The organism is Pseudarthrobacter sp. SL88, assembly GCF_026672455.1.
Lineage (GTDB): Bacteria > Actinomycetota > Actinomycetes > Actinomycetales > Micrococcaceae > Arthrobacter.
The window spans coordinates 1,507,189-1,523,190 of sequence record NZ_JAPPRD010000001.1; the positions used below are offsets into that span (position 1 = coordinate 1,507,189).

The following is a 16,002-nucleotide window of genomic DNA, read 5'->3' on the forward strand; positions in this document are numbered from 1 at the left end:
GACGCAACCATGGAAAAGTTCACCAAGCACACCGGCATCGGCGTTCCGCTGCGCCAGAGCAACGTCGACACGGACCAGATCATCCCCGCGGTGTACCTCAAGCGCATCACCCGCACCGGCTTCGAGGACGCCCTGTTCTCGGCCTGGCGCAAGGACTCCTCCTTCATCCTGAACCAGGAGCCGTTCAACGCCGGCTCAGTCCTGGTGGCCGGGCCCGACTTCGGCACCGGGTCCTCCCGCGAGCATGCCGTGTGGGCACTGAAGGACTACGGCTTCAAGGCAGTGCTCTCCTCCCGGTTCGCTGACATCTTCCGCGGCAACTCGGGCAAGCAGGGACTGCTGGCCGCCCAGGTGGCCCAGGACGACATCGAGCTGATCTGGAAGGAACTGGAAAACGCGCCGGGAACCCAGGTGACAGTGGACCTGGAGTCGAAGACCGTGGTGTGCGGCAACATTGTGGCCCCCTTCGAAATTGACGACTACACCCGCTGGCGCCTGCTCGAAGGCCTGGACGACATCGGGCTCACGCTGCAGCATGAGGCGGATATCACCGCCTACGAGGCAACCCGCCCCTCTTTCAAGCCCAAGACCCTGCCTGCCAAGGTTTCCTAGCGCCAGCGCTCTGCTCCTTGGCCCTGCGCGGGGCGACATACTTCGCCGCCACGCCTCGGCCAAGGAGCGTACGTATTTCGGTTCGGTAACGCGACCTCCTATGCTTGGGTGGAGCCTTTGCAAGGATTTGGGGGCGAGTAATCGTGAGGAAACCGGTATATGAGTAGTGTTCTGACAATCCGCGGCGGAGTCCCGCTTACGGGCCGCGTCACCGTCCGGGGGGCCAAGAACCTTGTCCCCAAGGCGATGGTGGCGGCGTTGCTGGGCAACGAACCGTCGGTGTTGCGGAACGTTCCGGAGATCAAGGACGTGGAGGTTGTCACCTCGCTCCTGCAGCTCCATGGCGTGACGGTGGAGAAGGACCCGGTCAACGGGGACCTGACCCTCGATCCGAAGGCAGCGAAGACGGCGTCCAGCACGGCCATTGATGCCCACGCCGGGGACTCCAGGATCCCCATCCTGCTGTGCGGTCCCTTGATCCACGCCATTGGCGAAGCATTCATCCCCGACCTTGGCGGCTGCAAGATCGGCGACCGCCCCATCGACTACCACCTGGACGTGCTCCGCCAGTTCGGCGCCGTGGTGGAAAAGCGCCCGGGCGGGATCCATATTTCTGCCCCCAAGGGCCTGCACGGTGCCAAGATCTCCTTGCCCTACCCGTCCGTGGGCGCCACCGAGCAGGTACTGCTGAGCGCCACCCGCGCCGAGGGCATCACCGAACTGAGCGGTGCCGCCACGGAGCCGGAGATCATCGACCTCATCGCCGTGCTGCAGAAGATGGGCGCCATCATCAGCGTCCAGACCGACCGCACCATCCGCATCGAGGGCGTCCGCGACCTCGGCGGCTACAACCACCGGGCCCTCTCCGACCGCAATGAGTCGGCGTCCTGGGCCTCCGCTGCCCTGGTCACGCGCGGCGACATCTTCGTCGAGGGCGCTTCCCAGCGCGACATGATGACCTTCCTGAACACCTACCGCAAGGTGGGCGGCGGCATGGACATCGGTGAGGACGGCATCCGTTTCTACCACCCCGGCGGGAAGCTGAACCCCCTGGTGCTCGAAACCGACGTGCACCCCGGGTTCATGACCGACTGGCAGCAGCCGCTGGTGGTGGCGCTGACCCAGGCCGAGGGCGTCTCGATCGTCCACGAAACCGTCTATGAGAACCGCTTCGGCTTCACCGACGCGCTCATCCGGATGGGCGCCAGCATCCAGGTCCACCGGGAGTGCCTTGGCAGCGTTCCGTGCCGGTTCGGGCAGCGCAACTTCCTGCACTCGGCGGTCATCTCCGGGCCCACCCAACTCAAGGGCACCGATATTGACGTGCCGGACCTGCGCGGCGGGTTCAGCCACCTCATCGCCGCACTGGCCGCCACCGGCGTCTCGCGGGTGACGGGCATCGACCTCATCAACCGCGGCTACGAGCGCTTCACCGAGAAGCTGGCCGGGCTGGGTGCCGATTTCGACATCACTGCCGCGAAGTAGCGGGCTGCCGTGAAGGAATCTGCCAAGAGCAGGGCCACATTCGTGTTCATCGCCGGCATTGCCCGGCCGCTGCTGAACCTCATGATGGGCAAAAAATGGGAAGGCATTGAAAAGCTTCCCGCCGGCGGATTCATCGCCGCACCCAACCACTGCACGGAGATCGATCCGCTGGTGGTGGGGCACATGCTGTACAACCAGAAGCGCGCCCCGCATTTCCTCGCCAAGGCGGGCCTGTTCAAGGTTCCCGCACTCGGCTGGCTCCTGCACGCCACCAAGCAGGTCCCGGTGGAGCGTTCGACGGCGGGCGCGAACCGGTCGCTGCAGGTGGCCCAGGAAATCGTGGCGGAGGGCGGCGCCATCATCATCTACCCCGAAGGCACCCTCACCCGTGACCCGGACCTGTGGCCGATGAAAGGCCACACGGGAGCAGCACGGCTCGCACTCGAAGGCGGCATCCCGGTGGTCCCGATCGCCCACTGGGGAGCCCACGAGGTTTTTCCGCGCTATGGGAAGAGGTTCCACATCTTTCCCCGCAAGTCATCCAGGGTTGTCATCGGTGATCCGGTGGACCTCAGCGCGTTTGCCGGCCGGCCGATGGACAAGGCCACGCTGGCGGAAGCCACCGAAGCCATCATGGATGCCATCACCGGCCTCCTCGCCGGCCTGAGGGGTGAGGAGCCGCCCGCCGAGCGCTGGGATCCGGCACGGAAGCAGCAGTCCAAGCACGGGCGTTTCATGGAGCGCGGCGGGCAGCACCCCGGCAACGGGCCGGACGCGCCGTGACCCTGAACCTGGCGGGTTCAGCCCGCTCCGTCGCCGTCCTGGGCGCCGGTTCCTGGGGAACAACCTTCGCAAAGATCCTGGCCGACGCCGCCGCGGCGGCGGGTACCCCGCGTGGGATCAGGCTGTGGGGCCGCCGCGGGGAAGTGGTTGAGCAGATCAACAACAGCCACCGCAACCACCAGTACCTTAAGGACGTGTCGCTGCCGGCCAGCATCACGGCGTCCACCGACGTCGCGGACGTGCTCCACGGGGCTGACCTCGTGGTCCTTGCCGTCCCCGCCCAGTCGTTGCGTCCGCAACTGCGGGAGTGGCGCCACCTGATCGACCCCGAGGCTGTGGTGGTCTCGCTCATGAAGGGCCTCGAGCTCGGCACCGACGCGCGCATGAGCCAGGTCATCAGCGAGGAGCTCGGCCTCGATGCCGGCAGGATCGCCGTCGTCTCCGGTCCCAACCTGGCCATGGAAATTGCGCGCGAGGAGCCCACCGCCTCGGTGGTCGCCTGCGCCGATTCCGCCGTCGCCGGCTGGCTGGCGCGCAGCTGCACCGCGCCGTATTTCCGTCCCTACACCACGTCTGACGTGGTGGGCGTGGAGATCGGCGGGATCGTCAAGAACGTCATTGCTCTGGCAGTCGGTATCTGCGAGGGCAAAGAGATGGGGGACAACACCAAGGCCTCCGTCATCACCCGCGGCCTGGCTGAAACGTCCCGCCTCGCCCTTGCCCTCGGCGGTGAAGCCAAAACCATGGCCGGGCTTGCCGGCCTGGGCGACCTCGTGGCCACCTGCTCATCGCCGTTGTCCCGTAACCACACCGCGGGACGGCTGCTGGGCCAGGGCCTCACGCTGGAGGAGGTGGGCCAGAAGATGACGCAGACGGCCGAAGGCATCAAATCCGGCCAGGCCGTGCATGAACTGGCGGGCAAGCTGGGTGTGGAGATGCCCATCACCGCCGCCGTTGTGGCGGTGCTGGCCGGCAAGCTGTCCGTTGACCAACTGGGACCTGTCCTGCTGTCCCGCGAACTCAAACCTGAAGGTGATGACTGACGATGTCCCACAACAACCTGACGTCAGGGGAGCCGGCCGGGCGTCCCAAACCGCGGGTAGCGGTTCTGTTCGGCGGCCGGTCCAGCGAGCACGCCGTCAGCTGTGTTACCGCCGCCGGAGTACTCGGCGCCATTAATAAGGACAAGTACGAGGTCATCCCCATTGGGATCGCGAAATCGGGCCAGTGGGTACTGGCCAGCGGTGATACTGCCCAGTGGTCCCTTGCCGGCACGGCGCTGCCTGAGGTCGCACCCTCCGACCAGACTGTGACGCTGGCCGAGATTGGCGGGGAGCACCAGCTGATCGTGGCTGCCCCCAACGAGGTTCCGCAGGAGCTGGGCACGGTGGACGTGGTCTTTCCCCTCCTCCACGGGCCCTTCGGTGAAGACGGAACCATCCAGGGGCTCCTGGAACTCTCGGATACCCGGTACGTCGGCGCCGGGGTCCTGGCTTCGGCCGTGGGTATGGACAAGCACTTCATGAAGGTTGTCTTCGAGTCGGCGGGCCTCCATGTGGGGCCCTATGTCGCCGTTACCGACAGGCAATGGCAGAAGGATCCCGAGGCTGTCCGGAAGCAGGTCGACCGGCTGGGGTTCCCCGTGTTCGTTAAGCCTGCACGGGCGGGTTCCTCCATGGGCATCTCCAAGGTGGACTCGCTGGAAGGGCTGGATGCAGCCATCGAGGAAGCGCGCAGGCACGACCTCAAACTGGTCATCGAAGCCGGCATCGTCGGCCGGGAAATCGAATGCGCCGTGCTGGAAGGCCGTGGGACGGATGCTCCCCGGACCTCCATGCCCGGCGAGATTTCCGTGGCCGGCGGCGGCCACGAGTTCTACGACTTCAACGCCAAGTACGTCGAGGACGACGCCGCGTCGCTGAGCTGCCCGGCAGACATTCCTGATGAAGCCATCGCCAGGGTGCGCGACCTCGCCGCCGCGGCGTTCGATGCTGTCGGCGCCGAAGGCCTGAGCCGCGTTGACTTCTTCTACACGCCCGACGGCGACCTGATCATCAACGAGATCAACACCATGCCCGGGTTCACGCCCAAGAGTATGTACCCGCAGATGTGGGCTGCGTCCGGGCTCGGCTATGCCGATCTGATCGACGAACTGATCCACCTGGCCCTGAACCGGAAGACCGGACTGCGCTGAGCTGCGCTTCCCCGGAGGCTGGGCGTGCCGAAGCCTGCCTACTGGCTCTGGGGCAGGTCCTGCAGTTCCTGCTGGCCTACGCAGTTGCGGCTGGCCGCCACCTTGCCCGCGGCCGTGGCGAGGTCGGCCAGCACTGTAGCGGAGCTGATCTTGTCCGGGTCCATCAGGATTTCGGTGGCGGGTTCGCGGCCATAGGTGGTGAGCGTCCACACCGGATCGCCCTCCTTGATGACCCAGTCAATGCCGTTGACCGTGACGCAGCGGTCCGTGGTGGGGCCAGGAACGTTCACGCCGCAGCGCAGGATCACCAGCGAGGGATCGCCCCAGGCCGCGGTGGCCTGGCTGTTGGTCTGCCGCAGCGTTGCCTCACCAATGGTGTCCGGGAGGGCCACCATCATGGGCGCGCAGGCAGGGTTGGCGGCGTCCTGGGCGGCGGTAACGTCGACGGCGGGGGAGCAGCCTGCCAGCGGGAGGGCCACCATGGCCCCCATAAGCGCCGTCCTGGCAGCGCGGCGGGGCAGGGACTGGTGGCGGCGGGGCATGGTCCAAGCCTATCGCCGGAACGGAGTGTTCCGGACACCGCAGTACCCCTCCGGAACACCCGGCAGCTCACCCAAGCTCCGGATAACACTTGCCCTGCCGGGAATGTCAGTGCCGCGCTGTAGCGTAGTGGGGTGCCTGAAAAGCCTATGACTGAAGCAGATTCTCCGGTGGTTGCCGTCCTCTCCGAGGCCGAACTGCTGGCACGGATCTTCCCCCGCCTGGCGATGGACGCAGGGCATTCCGCCGCTACCCTCCTTGGCCCCGGTGACGACGCCGCCATCATCAGCGCGCCGGACGCCAGGACGGTCATCAGCATCGACACCCAGGTCCAGGACCAGGACTTCCGCCTCACCTGGCCCAACGGATACTGCACCACAGGCTTTGACGTCGGCTGGAAGGCGGCGGCCCAGAACCTCAGCGACATCAATGCCATGGGTGCCCGGGCCACCTCCATGGTGGTAAGCCTCACGTTGCCGCCGGACACCCCTGTGGCCTGGGTGGAGCAGCTGGCCGACGGCCTCACCGCCGGGATCCGGGAACTGGGAGCGTCAGGCTGTTCGGTGGCGGGCGGCGACCTGGGACGGGGCCGGGAAATATCCGTGACCGTGGCAGTGCTCGGCACGCTCGACGGCGGGCAGCCAGTCCTCCGCTCTGGCGCCAGGCCGGGGGACGTCCTTGCCCTGGCAGGTACGGCGGGACGCGCCGCTGCGGGCCTGGCCCTCCTGGAGTCCCCGGTCCATGTAGGGCGGCTGGATCCGCAGCAGCGCAACCTGGTGGACCTCCAATGCCGTCCCGTACCGCCGCTCGGCGCCGGGCCCGCAGCACGGGCGGCAGGCGCCACCGCAATGCTGGACGTCTCGGATGGCCTGCTGCGGGATGGACACCGGATTGCATTGGCCAGCGGCGTCTCCGTAGACCTCGACCCGGACAGCCTGGACCTGCTGGCCGCTGCCCTGGAACCGGCCGCGGCCCTGCTGCAGACGGATGCCGGGACGTGGTTGCTGGGTGGAGGAGAGGACCATGGATTGCTCGCCACCTTCCCGCCGGACGTTCAGCTTCCTCCCGGATTCACTGCGATAGGCTCGGTACTAGCACTGGGAATCGACGAAGGTCCGCGCGTGACGATTGCGGGCCGGGCCGCGGACACCGGGGGATGGGACCACTTTGCAGACTAAGATCGCCGCCAATGCCCAGGCTATGAGGCGGTGGCTCAACAAAGCGGAAACCGCGCTGGGCAACCACAGTGACCGCCTCAACGCCATCAATATCTTCCCTGTCGCTGACGGCGACACCGGCACCAACCTTTACCTCACGGTCCGTGCAGCCTCCGATGCCCTGGACGGGCTGGACCCGTCAGTCACGGACGTCGGCGCCGTCCTTACCCACGCGGGCCAGGCGGCGCTGGAAAAAGCGCGGGGCAACTCCGGGACGCTGTTCTCCGTCTTCCTCTGCGCGGCGGCGGAACCCCTGGCAGGCCAGCAGCGCCTCAGCTCGGCCCTGCTGGCAACAGCCCTGCACCGGGCCCAGATCCGTGCCTGGACCGCCCTGAGCGATCCCGTGCCCGGCACCATGCTTTCCGTCATGGAAGCCGCATCCCTGGCGGCCGGAGAGATCGACGCCCTGCATCCCGGAGATGACAGTAACCACGCCCTCGGGGTGACGCTGGACGCCGCGGTTGCCGCGGCATTGGCCGCCGTCGTCTCCACGGAGGACCAGCTCGATGCCCTGCAGGCAGCCAAGGTGGTGGATGCCGGCGGCGTGGGGCTGCTGTTAATCCTGGACTGCCTCCGCTCCGTGGTCCTGGGCGAGGAGCTGCAGGGTACGCTGCTCGATGACCTTCACGGCTACAACGTCCAGGACCCCCACATCCACACCAGCATGCCGGTGGACGAAGGCGTGGAGGTCATGTGCACCATCAGCCTTTCGCCCCTGGATGCAGCCACGCTCCGGCAGCACCTGGACGAGCTGGGCGACTCGGTCATCATGAGCCAGCTGGGCGGTGGGGAAGCCGGCGACGGCACCTACCGGTGGCGGGTCCACGTGCACGTCCCCACGCCGGGTCCGGCCGTGGAACTGATCCGCACCCTGGGTACGCCCAGTGACATGTCCATCAGCGCCCTGTCTGACACGTCCGGCCACCGGAGCCAGGCGCTTCAGGAGGCAGTGGACTCCGGTGGGCATGAACGCTGAGCCCGGCCTGGCCCTGGAACGCCGCATCGGCAAGCGTTCAGCGGGGGTTATCGAAAAACACCTCAACATCACCACGGTTGAGGGCCTGCTCAACTATTTCCCGCGGCGTTACATGACACGTGGTGAACTGACGCCCATCAACGAACTGCCGCGCGACGAAGAAGTAACCCTGATCGCGCGGGTCCTCTCGAGCAATACCCGCTCCATGCAGGCGCGCAAGGGATCCATCACCGACGTCGTTATCTCGGACGATGACGGCAGGAACGGCGTGAAACTGGTCGGCGGCACCGATTTCCACGGCAAAGCCCCCGGGACCCTGAAAATCACCTTCTTCAACGCCTTCCGGGCAAAGAGCGAACTGCTGCCCGGCCGCCGGGCGTTGTTCTCAGGCAAGGTCACCAGTTTCAAGGGATCCCTCGGCCTGACCAACCCCGATTTCCAGGTATTGGACTCGGACCCCTTCACAGCCGGCGGCGATGACCCGGAGAAACTCGCGGCCATGCCCATTCCCGTGTACCCGGCCACGGCAAAGCTGCCCAGCTGGAAGATCCAAAAGGTCATCGCCACCCTGCTCGAAACTGTTGATCTCGGCGCACTGCCGGATCCGGTTCCGGGGACCGTCACCGCGCGGGAGGAATTCCTGCCGCTCGCGGAGGCTTACCGGCTGATCCATGAGCCGGAAACGGCGGCGGACTGGCAACGCGCACGCCACCGGTTCCGCTACCAGGAGGCGTTGGTGCTGCAGTCTGCCCTGGCCAGGCGGCGGTCCCAGCTGGCTGCTGAGGAAGCAACAGCCAGGCGGCCGGTCCCGGACGGCCTGCTGGCCGCATTCGACCGCAACCTCCCCTTCACGCTCACCGACGGCCAGGCCGCCGTCGGAAGAACCCTGGCGGCGGGGCTCGCCGCGGACCACCCCATGAACCGCTTGCTGCAGGGCGAAGTAGGTTCGGGTAAAACCGTCGTGGCGCTGCGGGCCATGCTGCAGGTGGTGGACGCCGGAGGCCAGGCCGCACTGCTGGCTCCAACAGAGGTCCTTGCCGCCCAGCACTTCGACTCCATTCGCCGGACCCTCGGCCCGCTATCCAGGGATGGGCTGCTCGGCGCGTTCGGCAGCACGGACGGGGATGCGGTGCAGGTTACCCTGCTGACCGGTTCCATGCCTACCGCCGCCCGGAGGCAGGCCCTGCTGGACGCCGCGTCAGGGACAGCGGGGATCGTCATTGGTACCCACGCATTGTTGAGCGACAACGTGTCCTTCTACGATCTGGGGCTGATCGTGGTGGACGAGCAGCACCGCTTTGGCGTGGAGCAGCGCGATGCCCTGCGGGCCAAGGCCAGGAAACCCCCGCACCTGTTGGTGATGACCGCTACGCCTATCCCGCGCACCGTGGCCATGACCGTCTTTGGCGACCTTGAAACCTCCACCCTTGACGAACTTCCCAAGGGCCGTGCCCCCATTTCAACCCATCTGGTCGGCCTGGCGGAGAACCCGGGCTGGGCCGGACGGATCTGGGCCCGGGCCCGCGAGGAAATTGATGCCGGCCACCAGGTCTACGTTGTCTGCCCCAAGATTGGCACCGACGACGACGGCGACTTCAGCCCGGGCGAAGCGGAGCCGGCCGCCGCCGACCTTGAGGAGAACGCGCGGGAACTTGCCTCCGTGACAGCCGTCATCGAGCAACTGCAGGACGAACCATCCATCGCAGGCGTGCCCGTGGCCCCGCTGCACGGACGCCAGGACCCGGACCTCAAGTCGGCCACCATGGCAGGCTTCGCGGCCAACTCCGTCAAACTGCTCGTTTCCACCACCGTGATCGAGGTGGGCGTGGACGTCCATAACGCAACGATGATGGTCATCCTGGACGCCGACCGGTTCGGTATCTCCCAGTTGCACCAGCTTCGCGGACGGGTGGGCCGGGGCGGGCTTCCCGGGACCTGCCTCCTGGTCACATCGCTGGAACGCGGACACCCCAGCCGGCGGCGGCTTGACGCGGTAGCCGCCACAACCGACGGTTTCGTCCTCTCGCAGGAGGACCTCAAGCTGCGCCGGGAGGGCGACATCCTGGGCGCCTCCCAGTCCGGCGGCCGGTCCACGCTCAGGCTACTCCGCGTCCTTGAGCATGAGGACATCATTGCCCAGGCCCGTTCCGATGCCCAGGAGATCGTCACCAGCGATCCGTCCCTCGCCTCCCACCCTGAGCTGGCGGATGCCATCGACAGATACCTCAACCCCGAAAAGGAGGCGTTCCTTGAACGCGGTTAGCAAGGACCCTGCCGGAAGCAGCAGGACCGCGGCCGGACAGCGGGTGCCCGCATGAGCCGGATCATCTCAGGAGCGGCCGGCGGCACCCCACTGTCCTCCGTCCCGGGCTCGCTGACCCGCCCCACCACCGACCGCGTCAAGGAGGCACTCTTCTCCCGCCTCGATGCCTTCGGTGTCATCGCCGGAGCCCGCGTACTGGATCTCTACGCCGGGTCCGGTTCGCTGGGGGTTGAAAGCGGCAGCCGGGGAGCCGGCAGTGTGGACCTTGTCGAATCCGAGGCCAAGGCAAGCGCGGTCTGCCAGCGCAACGCGGACCTGATCAACGGCGTTGTGGGCCGCAAGGCAGTAACCGTCCACCGGTCCAAGGTGGAGCCCTTCCTGGACCGCGCCGCGGAGTCGGCAGCGTGGGACCTGGTATTCCTGGACCCGCCCTACCCGCTCGACGAAGTGGCGCTTGCCGCGGTGCTGCGCAAACTCGCCGCTCATCTGGCGCCGTCCGCCGTCGTCGTCGTGGAACGGTCCTCCCGGTCGCCCGAACCGGAATGGCCCGCCGAACTGGAACGGTTCGCCGAGAAGAAGTACGGCGAGACCCGGCTCTGGTTTGCTGAGCCCTACGTGCCGGACGCCATTGACAGCGATGACCTCCCGGCCGCTGCGGAGTCCTAGCAGCCACGATCGGCCTGGATGCCGCTGAGGTTCCGGGCCGACCCGTTATGGGGCCAGTTGGTCCAGGTCCACTCCCGCCAGTACCTTCGCCGGGTGGGGACCGAGGGCCGCGAGCTGGGCGGTCCACTCCCGCGGCCAGGCCGCCTGGGTCCCGGCCAGGATGATGTTGCCCGGGTACCGGCCTTCGAACATGCCGTTTTCGGCGAAGGCCGCAACGTCCGCCATGGTCTCCCTCAGCGCGGCCACCTGGCTTCGGACCAGGGTGAGCGCGGGCTCGTCTCCCACGTTGACCACCAGCAGCCCCGAGGGTTCCAGCTTCGCCCGGACCTCGCCGTAGAAGTCGGCGCAGGCGATGTGCGCCGGCGCTTCCGGGCCGGAGAAGATGTCCAGGATGACGACGTCGAACGTGAGCTCCGGGTCAAGGTCACCGAGTGCCTGCCGGGCGTCGCCGATGATGGCGTGCAGGTCCGTTCCCGCAGGCAGGGGCAATTCCCGCAGGACGAAATCCAGCAGCTCGCGCTCCAGCTCCACCGCGTACTGCACGGAGCCGGGCCGGGTCGCCTGTATATATCGGGCCAGGGTCAGCGCGCCCGCCCCGAGGTGCAGCGCCCGGACAGGCGCTCCGGCGGGGGCCGCCAGGTCAACCAGGTGGCCGATCCGGCGAAGGTATTCGTAGAAGATGTCTTCGGGGTGGGACAGGTTCACATGCGACTGCTCTGCCCCGCCGATGCTGAGCACATAGCTGCCGTCGGTGAACGCGTCCGGCTCGATGGTGGCGTGCTGGCCGGTGGCGCGGAGGAACCGGGAGGCGTGCCCGGGATTGCCTGCCGCCATCAGAGCCTGCTGCTCAGCGTGGCCAGCCGCCGGGCCGCCTCTTCGAGGACGTCCGCTTTCTTGCAGAAGGCGAAGCGGAGCAGGCTGCGCGTGCGTTCAGCTCCTTCAGGGTGGCAGAACACCGGCACCGGGATCGCTGCCACCCCTACCAGCCCGGGCAGCCGCCGCGCGAGGTCCACCGAGTCGGTGATACCCAGCGGCGCCGTGTCGACGTTGACGAAGTAGGTGCCCTGCGGGGTGTAGACGCCGAAGCCGGCGGCGCGCAGCCCCTCACTGAGGATGTCGCGCTTGTGCTCAAGCGAGGCCGCGATTCCCTGGTAGAAACTGTCAGGGAGGCCCAGCCCTGCTGCTATGGCGGGCTGGAAGGGGGTGCCTGAGCTGTAGGTGAGGAACTGCTTGACGGTGCGTGCGGCGGCCACCAGCTCTTCGGGGCCGGTCAGCCAACCGATTTTCCAGCCCGTGAGGGAGAAGGTCTTTCCGGCGGAGGAGATGGTGATGGTCCGTTCGGCCGCACCGGGCAGGGACGCCACCGGGATGTGGCGGACGGCGAAGGTGAGGTGCTCATAGACCTCGTCGGTGATGATCAGCACGTCGTGCTTTTGTGCCAGGTCCACGATTTTCTGCAGCACCTCGCGGGGAAAAACGGCCCCGGTGGGGTTGTGCGGATTATTCAGCAGGACCACGCGGGTCCGTTCGCTGAACGCGGCCTCAAGGGCAGCCAGGTCCGGCATGAAATCGGGCGCGAGCAGCGGCGCGGTGACATGCGTGGCGCCCGACAACCCGATCACTGCGCCGTACGAGTCGTAGAACGGTTCAAGGGTGAGGACTTCGTCTCCGGGCCCGGTAAAGGCCAGCAGCGATGCGGCGATGGCCTCGGTGGCGCCGGTGGTGACCAGGACCTCCGTGTCAGAGTCAAGGGTCAGCCCGTAGAAACGTTCCTGGTGGGCGGCCACCGCGGCACGAAGCTGGGGGATACCTTTGCCGGCTGCGTACTGGTTGGCGCCCGCTGCGATGGCGTTCCGGGCGGCGTCGAGGATTTCCTGTGGGCCGTCCTCGTCGGGGAAACCCTGGCCCAGGTTGATTGCCCCGGTCTGGACCGCGAGGTTGGTCATCTCCTCGAAGATCGTGACGCCGAGGCCGCCATCAGCAGCCAGGAGGTTGGCTCCAAGGGCGGTCCGCTGCCATGGAGCGGGGGCAGAAGGCGCGGAAAGTTCCCGTGACGCGTGCATCCAGTCATGGTATCCCGGGCTTCGCATGGGGTAGGTTCGGAGCATGAGACGAGCTGTCTGCCCCGGATCCTTTGATCCCATCCATAACGGCCATCTCGAAGTTATTGCCCGCGCTGCCGGTCTCTTCGACGAAGTCATTGTGGCCATCTCCACCAACTACGCCAAGAAGTACCGGTTCAGCCTCGATGAGCGCCTCGAAATGGCGCGCGAAACCCTCGCCTCCCTCAAGGGAATCGTGGTGGAACCCGTAGGTGAGGGGCTGCTGGCTGAATACTGCAGGCAGCGGGGCGTCTCGGCCATCGTCAAGGGACTCAGGTCTTCCTCGGATTTTGATTATGAATTGCCCATGGCCACGATGAACAGGCAACTGAGCGGCGTGGAAACTGTCTTCCTGCCTGCGGAAGCGCACTACATCCACCTGTCGTCGACCCTCATCAAGGAGGTGGCCGGGCTGGGCGGCAACGTCTCCGAGTACGTTCCCAGGTCCGTGCTGCGGAGGCTGCTGGCGGGCGAGCCTTCGGCAAATCAGCAGCCCAGGCGGTAGGCTGGTCCGGTACTTCGGCGGTATCGCCGGCCGGTTTGAGTCCCCGTGGCTATTCAGGCTAAGATGGTACGTCGGTCATATGTTCAACAGGAGTTCTCATTAAAAGAGATGCTGGTTCGCCGCTGGCGTTCGACGTCAAGGACCTCGGGCGCAGCCCGGGAAGCATGCGGACACTGAAGGAACATGTACCCGCACCTGGTGATCTTGGTGTGGCGCTCATTGGCGTTCAGGAAGGCTCGGATATCGGGCTGGACCTGAGGCTGGAGGCCGTACACGAAGGAATCCTGGTATCAGGAACCGTCAACGCCGGTGTAACCGGGGAATGCGGCCGATGCCTGGATCCCCTTGCGTATGACCTTGAGGTCAATGTGCAAGAACTTTTCTTCTACGAAGGTGTTGAGCTTTCTGACGGAGAAGAAGATGAAGAGCAACGTCGAGTCGAGCACGATGTAATCGATCTTGAACCGGTGTTGCGGGACGCGGTTGTCACCAACCTGCCGTTCCAGCCGGTGTGCCGGGAAGACTGCCAGGGCCTTTGCTCCGAATGCGGAGCACGCCTGGAAGACGAGCCGGGGCACCACCACGAGGTCTTGGATCCTCGCTGGGCTGCCCTAGCTGATATGGCTAAGCCTGACCGGCAAAATTGATTTGTACGTGTTTGTCTAGAGAGAAATGAGTTAGCCGTGGCTGTTCCCAAGCGGAAAATGTCTCGCTCGAATACCCGCGCCCGCCGCTCGCAGTGGAAGGCGACCGCCCCCCACCTGGTGAAGACCGTTGAAAACGGCCAGGTCACCTACAGCCTGCCGCACCAGGCTAAGGTCGTTACCGACTCTGCTGGCACTGCGCTGTTCCTTGAGTACAAGGGCCGCAAGGTCGCTGACGTCTAATCGGCCACTCAGGCTGACTGATGTCTTCAACTGAAGAGCTTCTGAAGCGTCTCGGCGTCACTATTGACGCCGGGACGCTTCGTCTTGCGCTCACACACCGTTCCTACGCCTACGAAAACGGCGGGATCCCCACCAACGAGCGGCTGGAATTCCTGGGTGATTCAATCCTGGGCTTCTCGGTCACGGATTCCCTGTACAAGGACAATCCGGATCTCCCCGAAGGCGAGCTGGCCAAGCGGCGTTCGGCCGTGGTCAGCACACGGGCGCTTGCCAACATCGGGCGGAGCCTTGGCATCGGCGAGTTCATCTACCTGGGACAGGGCGAGAAACTCACGGAGGGGAAAAACAAAGCCTCCATCCTCGCCGACACCATGGAAGCGCTGATCGGTGCCACCTACGTCTCCAACGACATTGAGACCGCGCGCCAGCTGGTCATGCGTTTGATCGGGCCCCTGCTCAAGGATGCCGCCGTGCTGGGCGCCGGAACTGACTGGAAGACCAGCATCCAGGAACTTGCGGCAAGCCGGCAGCTTGGAACCATCCACTATGCAGTGGAGGGCGCGGGGCCGGACCACGCACGCACCTTCAGCGCTGTCCTGAATATCGGCGGGAAGCCCTACGGTAAGGGCACCGGCCATTCCAAGAAGGAAGCGGAGCAGGAAGCTGCGTCGGATGCATGGCGCGTCCTGTCCGGACCGGGTGCCGCCGACGGCGCCGGCGCCGGCAAGTCCTCCGGTTCCATCGCCGCCAAGTAGGCTCCCGTGCCTGAACTGCCCGAGGTGGAGGTGGTCCGCCGCGGCCTGGTGCGCTGGGTGCGCGGCAGGACCATTGAGTCCGTCGATGTCCTGGACCCCCGCTCCATCCGGCGTCACGCCCTGGGCGTGGAGGATTTCATCGGCAACCTGCAGGGTGCCACAGTGTCCGACGTTGTCCGGCGCGGCAAATTCCTCTGGCTCCCGTTAAGCGATGGCTCGGCACACCAGCGGGCGGCAGGCAACGGACACACCCCACCGCCGGGGGTGGCGCTGATGGCCCACCTTGGCATGAGCGGGCAGCTGCTCATGCAGGGTGCGGACGTCCCGGACGAAAAGCACCTGAAAGTCCGGCTCCATCTCAGCCCCAGCGGCGGCATGCCTGCTCAGTTGCGGTTCGTGGACCAGCGCATTTTCGGCGGGCTCTTCGTCACCGTTTTGGTTCCCACCGACGACGGCGGACCCGGCGGCCTCGCGGAGTCGCCCCTTCCGCTGATCGCCGAAGAAGCGTCCCATATCGCCCGGGATCCACTGGACCCAGCCTTCTCGTTCGACCTTTTCTACCAGCGCCTGCGTGCACGGAAGACCGGGTTGAAGCGGGCGCTCCTGGACCAGGGGCTGGTTTCGGGCATTGGGAACATCTACGCCGATGAGGCTCTCTGGCGTGCGCGGCTGCACTACGCGCGGCCCACCGACAAGCTGCGGCGGGCTGAGGCCTTCCGTCTCATCGAAAGCGCCCGTGAGGTCATGCTCGATGCCTTGGCCGCCGGCGGAACCAGCTTCGATTCCCTGTACGTGAACGTCAACGGCGCCTCCGGATATTTTGACCGGTCCCTTAACGCCTACGGGCGGGAAGGCGAGCCCTGCAAACGATGCGCGGCTGCAGGAATCCACGCCACCATCCGGCGTGAACAGTTCATGAACCGGTCCTCCCACACGTGCCCCGTGTGCCAGCCGCGCCCCCGCAACGGACGTTGGTAGCGCACGCGCATCCAACCCTGACAGTTTCGGGCCGGCCCC

17 protein-coding genes are annotated in these 16,002 nt (G+C 66.2%); 14 read left to right on the top strand and 3 right to left on the bottom strand.

Annotation, left to right across the window (positions count from 1 at the left end; translation table 11 throughout):
- Positions 1–9 precede the first annotated feature (9 nt).
- The 5 genes from leuD to OVA06_RS06935 all read left to right on the top strand — a co-directional run bounded on the left by leuD (position 10) and on the right by OVA06_RS06935 (position 5,074).
- On the top strand, positions 10–612 hold the full coding sequence (leuD, locus tag OVA06_RS06915) for a 3-isopropylmalate dehydratase small subunit (protein ID WP_056085303.1): 603 nt from the start codon (positions 10–12) through the stop codon (positions 610–612).
- Positions 613–771: 159 nt separating this feature from the next.
- Positions 772–2,097, top strand: coding sequence for a UDP-N-acetylglucosamine 1-carboxyvinyltransferase (murA, locus tag OVA06_RS06920; protein WP_268157209.1), 1,326 nt, complete (start codon positions 772–774; stop codon positions 2,095–2,097).
- A 9-nt stretch (positions 2,098–2,106) separates the two neighbouring features.
- Positions 2,107–2,880, top strand: coding sequence for a lysophospholipid acyltransferase family protein (locus tag OVA06_RS06925; RefSeq protein WP_268157211.1), 774 nt, complete (start codon positions 2,107–2,109; stop codon positions 2,878–2,880).
- On the top strand, positions 2,877–3,923 hold the full coding sequence (locus OVA06_RS06930; RefSeq protein ID WP_268157214.1) for an NAD(P)H-dependent glycerol-3-phosphate dehydrogenase: 1,047 nt from the start codon (positions 2,877–2,879) through the stop codon (positions 3,921–3,923). Before OVA06_RS06925 ends, OVA06_RS06930 begins: the two co-directional genes overlap by 4 nt.
- 2 nt (positions 3,924–3,925) lie before the next feature.
- Positions 3,926–5,074, top strand: a complete 1,149-nt coding sequence (locus OVA06_RS06935; RefSeq protein ID WP_056085310.1) for a D-alanine--D-alanine ligase family protein — start codon at positions 3,926–3,928, stop codon at positions 5,072–5,074.
- Between the two features lie 38 nt (positions 5,075–5,112).
- Here OVA06_RS06935 and OVA06_RS06940 read toward each other — a convergent pair whose 3' ends face one another.
- Entirely contained in the window at positions 5,113–5,616 is a 504-nt protein-coding gene (locus OVA06_RS06940) for a DUF3515 domain-containing protein (protein WP_442793531.1), read from the bottom strand.
- Between the two features lie 147 nt (positions 5,617–5,763).
- On the opposite strand from OVA06_RS06940, the gene thiL reads away from it, so the two are divergent.
- Genes thiL through rsmD form a run of 4 tightly spaced genes read left to right on the top strand, consistent with a single transcriptional unit; the run spans position 5,764 to position 10,736 of the window.
- On the top strand, positions 5,764–6,792 hold the full coding sequence (gene thiL / locus OVA06_RS06945; RefSeq protein WP_268157216.1) for a thiamine-phosphate kinase: 1,029 nt from the start codon (positions 5,764–5,766) through the stop codon (positions 6,790–6,792).
- 22 nt (positions 6,793–6,814) lie between these two features.
- Entirely contained in the window at positions 6,815–7,807 is a 993-nt protein-coding gene (locus tag OVA06_RS06950; RefSeq protein WP_268157218.1) for a DAK2 domain-containing protein, read from the top strand.
- Entirely contained in the window at positions 7,797–10,070 is a 2,274-nt protein-coding gene (locus OVA06_RS06955; RefSeq protein WP_268157220.1) for an ATP-dependent DNA helicase RecG, read from the top strand. The genes OVA06_RS06950 and OVA06_RS06955 overlap by 11 nt, the downstream gene beginning before the upstream one ends.
- Positions 10,071–10,121: 51 nt before the next feature.
- The gene (rsmD, locus tag OVA06_RS06960; RefSeq protein WP_056085317.1) at positions 10,122–10,736 is read left to right on the top strand and encodes a 16S rRNA (guanine(966)-N(2))-methyltransferase RsmD; all 615 of its coding nucleotides are present in this window, start codon (positions 10,122–10,124) and stop codon (positions 10,734–10,736) included.
- A 45-nt stretch (positions 10,737–10,781) separates the two neighbouring features.
- On the opposite strand, the gene OVA06_RS06965 is transcribed toward rsmD, so the two are convergent.
- Both OVA06_RS06965 and OVA06_RS06970 read right to left on the bottom strand, forming a co-directional pair.
- A complete protein-coding gene (locus tag OVA06_RS06965; protein ID WP_268157222.1) occupies positions 10,782–11,570 on the bottom strand; it encodes a spermidine synthase in 789 nt (262 codons plus the stop codon).
- A complete protein-coding gene (locus OVA06_RS06970) occupies positions 11,570–12,799 on the bottom strand; it encodes an aminotransferase class I/II-fold pyridoxal phosphate-dependent enzyme (protein WP_268157224.1) in 1,230 nt (409 codons plus the stop codon). The genes OVA06_RS06965 and OVA06_RS06970 overlap by 1 nt, the downstream gene beginning before the upstream one ends.
- 43 nt (positions 12,800–12,842) lie before the next feature.
- Between OVA06_RS06970 and coaD the strand changes: the two genes are divergently transcribed.
- From coaD to mutM, 5 genes are all read left to right on the top strand, one after another.
- A complete protein-coding gene (gene coaD / locus OVA06_RS06975; RefSeq protein ID WP_015937423.1) occupies positions 12,843–13,343 on the top strand; it encodes a pantetheine-phosphate adenylyltransferase in 501 nt (166 codons plus the stop codon).
- A 122-nt stretch (positions 13,344–13,465) separates the two neighbouring features.
- Positions 13,466–13,990, top strand: a complete 525-nt coding sequence (locus tag OVA06_RS06980) for a YceD family protein (protein ID WP_082497511.1) — start codon at positions 13,466–13,468, stop codon at positions 13,988–13,990.
- A 36-nt stretch (positions 13,991–14,026) separates the two neighbouring features.
- The gene (rpmF, locus tag OVA06_RS06985) at positions 14,027–14,230 is read left to right on the top strand and encodes a 50S ribosomal protein L32 (protein ID WP_009356569.1); all 204 of its coding nucleotides are present in this window, start codon (positions 14,027–14,029) and stop codon (positions 14,228–14,230) included.
- A 20-nt stretch (positions 14,231–14,250) separates the two neighbouring features.
- Entirely contained in the window at positions 14,251–14,985 is a 735-nt protein-coding gene (rnc, locus tag OVA06_RS06990) for a ribonuclease III (protein WP_268157226.1), read from the top strand.
- Positions 14,986–14,991: 6 nt separating this feature from the next.
- Entirely contained in the window at positions 14,992–15,963 is a 972-nt protein-coding gene (gene mutM, locus OVA06_RS06995; RefSeq protein WP_268157229.1) for a bifunctional DNA-formamidopyrimidine glycosylase/DNA-(apurinic or apyrimidinic site) lyase, read from the top strand.
- Positions 15,964–16,002 lie beyond the last annotated feature (39 nt).

What these genes read in the sequence shown, in the direction of transcription:
- leuD (WP_056085303.1), top strand. Translation starts at nt 10, where the DNA reads ATGGAAAAGTTCACCAAGCACACCGGCATCGGCGTTCCGCTGCGCCAG.
- murA (WP_268157209.1), top strand. Translation starts at nt 772, where the DNA reads ATGAGTAGTGTTCTGACAATCCGCGGCGGAGTCCCGCTTACGGGCCGC.
- OVA06_RS06935 (WP_056085310.1), top strand. Translation starts at nt 3,926, where the DNA reads ATGTCCCACAACAACCTGACGTCAGGGGAGCCGGCCGGGCGTCCCAAA.
- OVA06_RS06940 (WP_442793531.1), bottom strand. Translation starts at nt 5,616, where the DNA reads ATGCCCCGCCGCCACCAGTCCCTGCCCCGCCGCGCTGCCAGGACGGCG.
- thiL (WP_268157216.1), top strand. Translation starts at nt 5,764, where the DNA reads ATGACTGAAGCAGATTCTCCGGTGGTTGCCGTCCTCTCCGAGGCCGAA.
- OVA06_RS06950 (WP_268157218.1), top strand. Translation starts at nt 6,815, where the DNA reads ATGAGGCGGTGGCTCAACAAAGCGGAAACCGCGCTGGGCAACCACAGT.
- OVA06_RS06955 (WP_268157220.1), top strand. Translation starts at nt 7,797, where the DNA reads ATGAACGCTGAGCCCGGCCTGGCCCTGGAACGCCGCATCGGCAAGCGT.
- rsmD (WP_056085317.1), top strand. Translation starts at nt 10,122, where the DNA reads ATGAGCCGGATCATCTCAGGAGCGGCCGGCGGCACCCCACTGTCCTCC.
- OVA06_RS06965 (WP_268157222.1), bottom strand. Translation starts at nt 11,570, where the DNA reads ATGGCGGCAGGCAATCCCGGGCACGCCTCCCGGTTCCTCCGCGCCACC.
- OVA06_RS06970 (WP_268157224.1), bottom strand. Translation starts at nt 12,799, where the DNA reads ATGCACGCGTCACGGGAACTTTCCGCGCCTTCTGCCCCCGCTCCATGG.
- coaD (WP_015937423.1), top strand. Translation starts at nt 12,843, where the DNA reads ATGAGACGAGCTGTCTGCCCCGGATCCTTTGATCCCATCCATAACGGC.
- rnc (WP_268157226.1), top strand. Translation starts at nt 14,251, where the DNA reads ATGTCTTCAACTGAAGAGCTTCTGAAGCGTCTCGGCGTCACTATTGAC.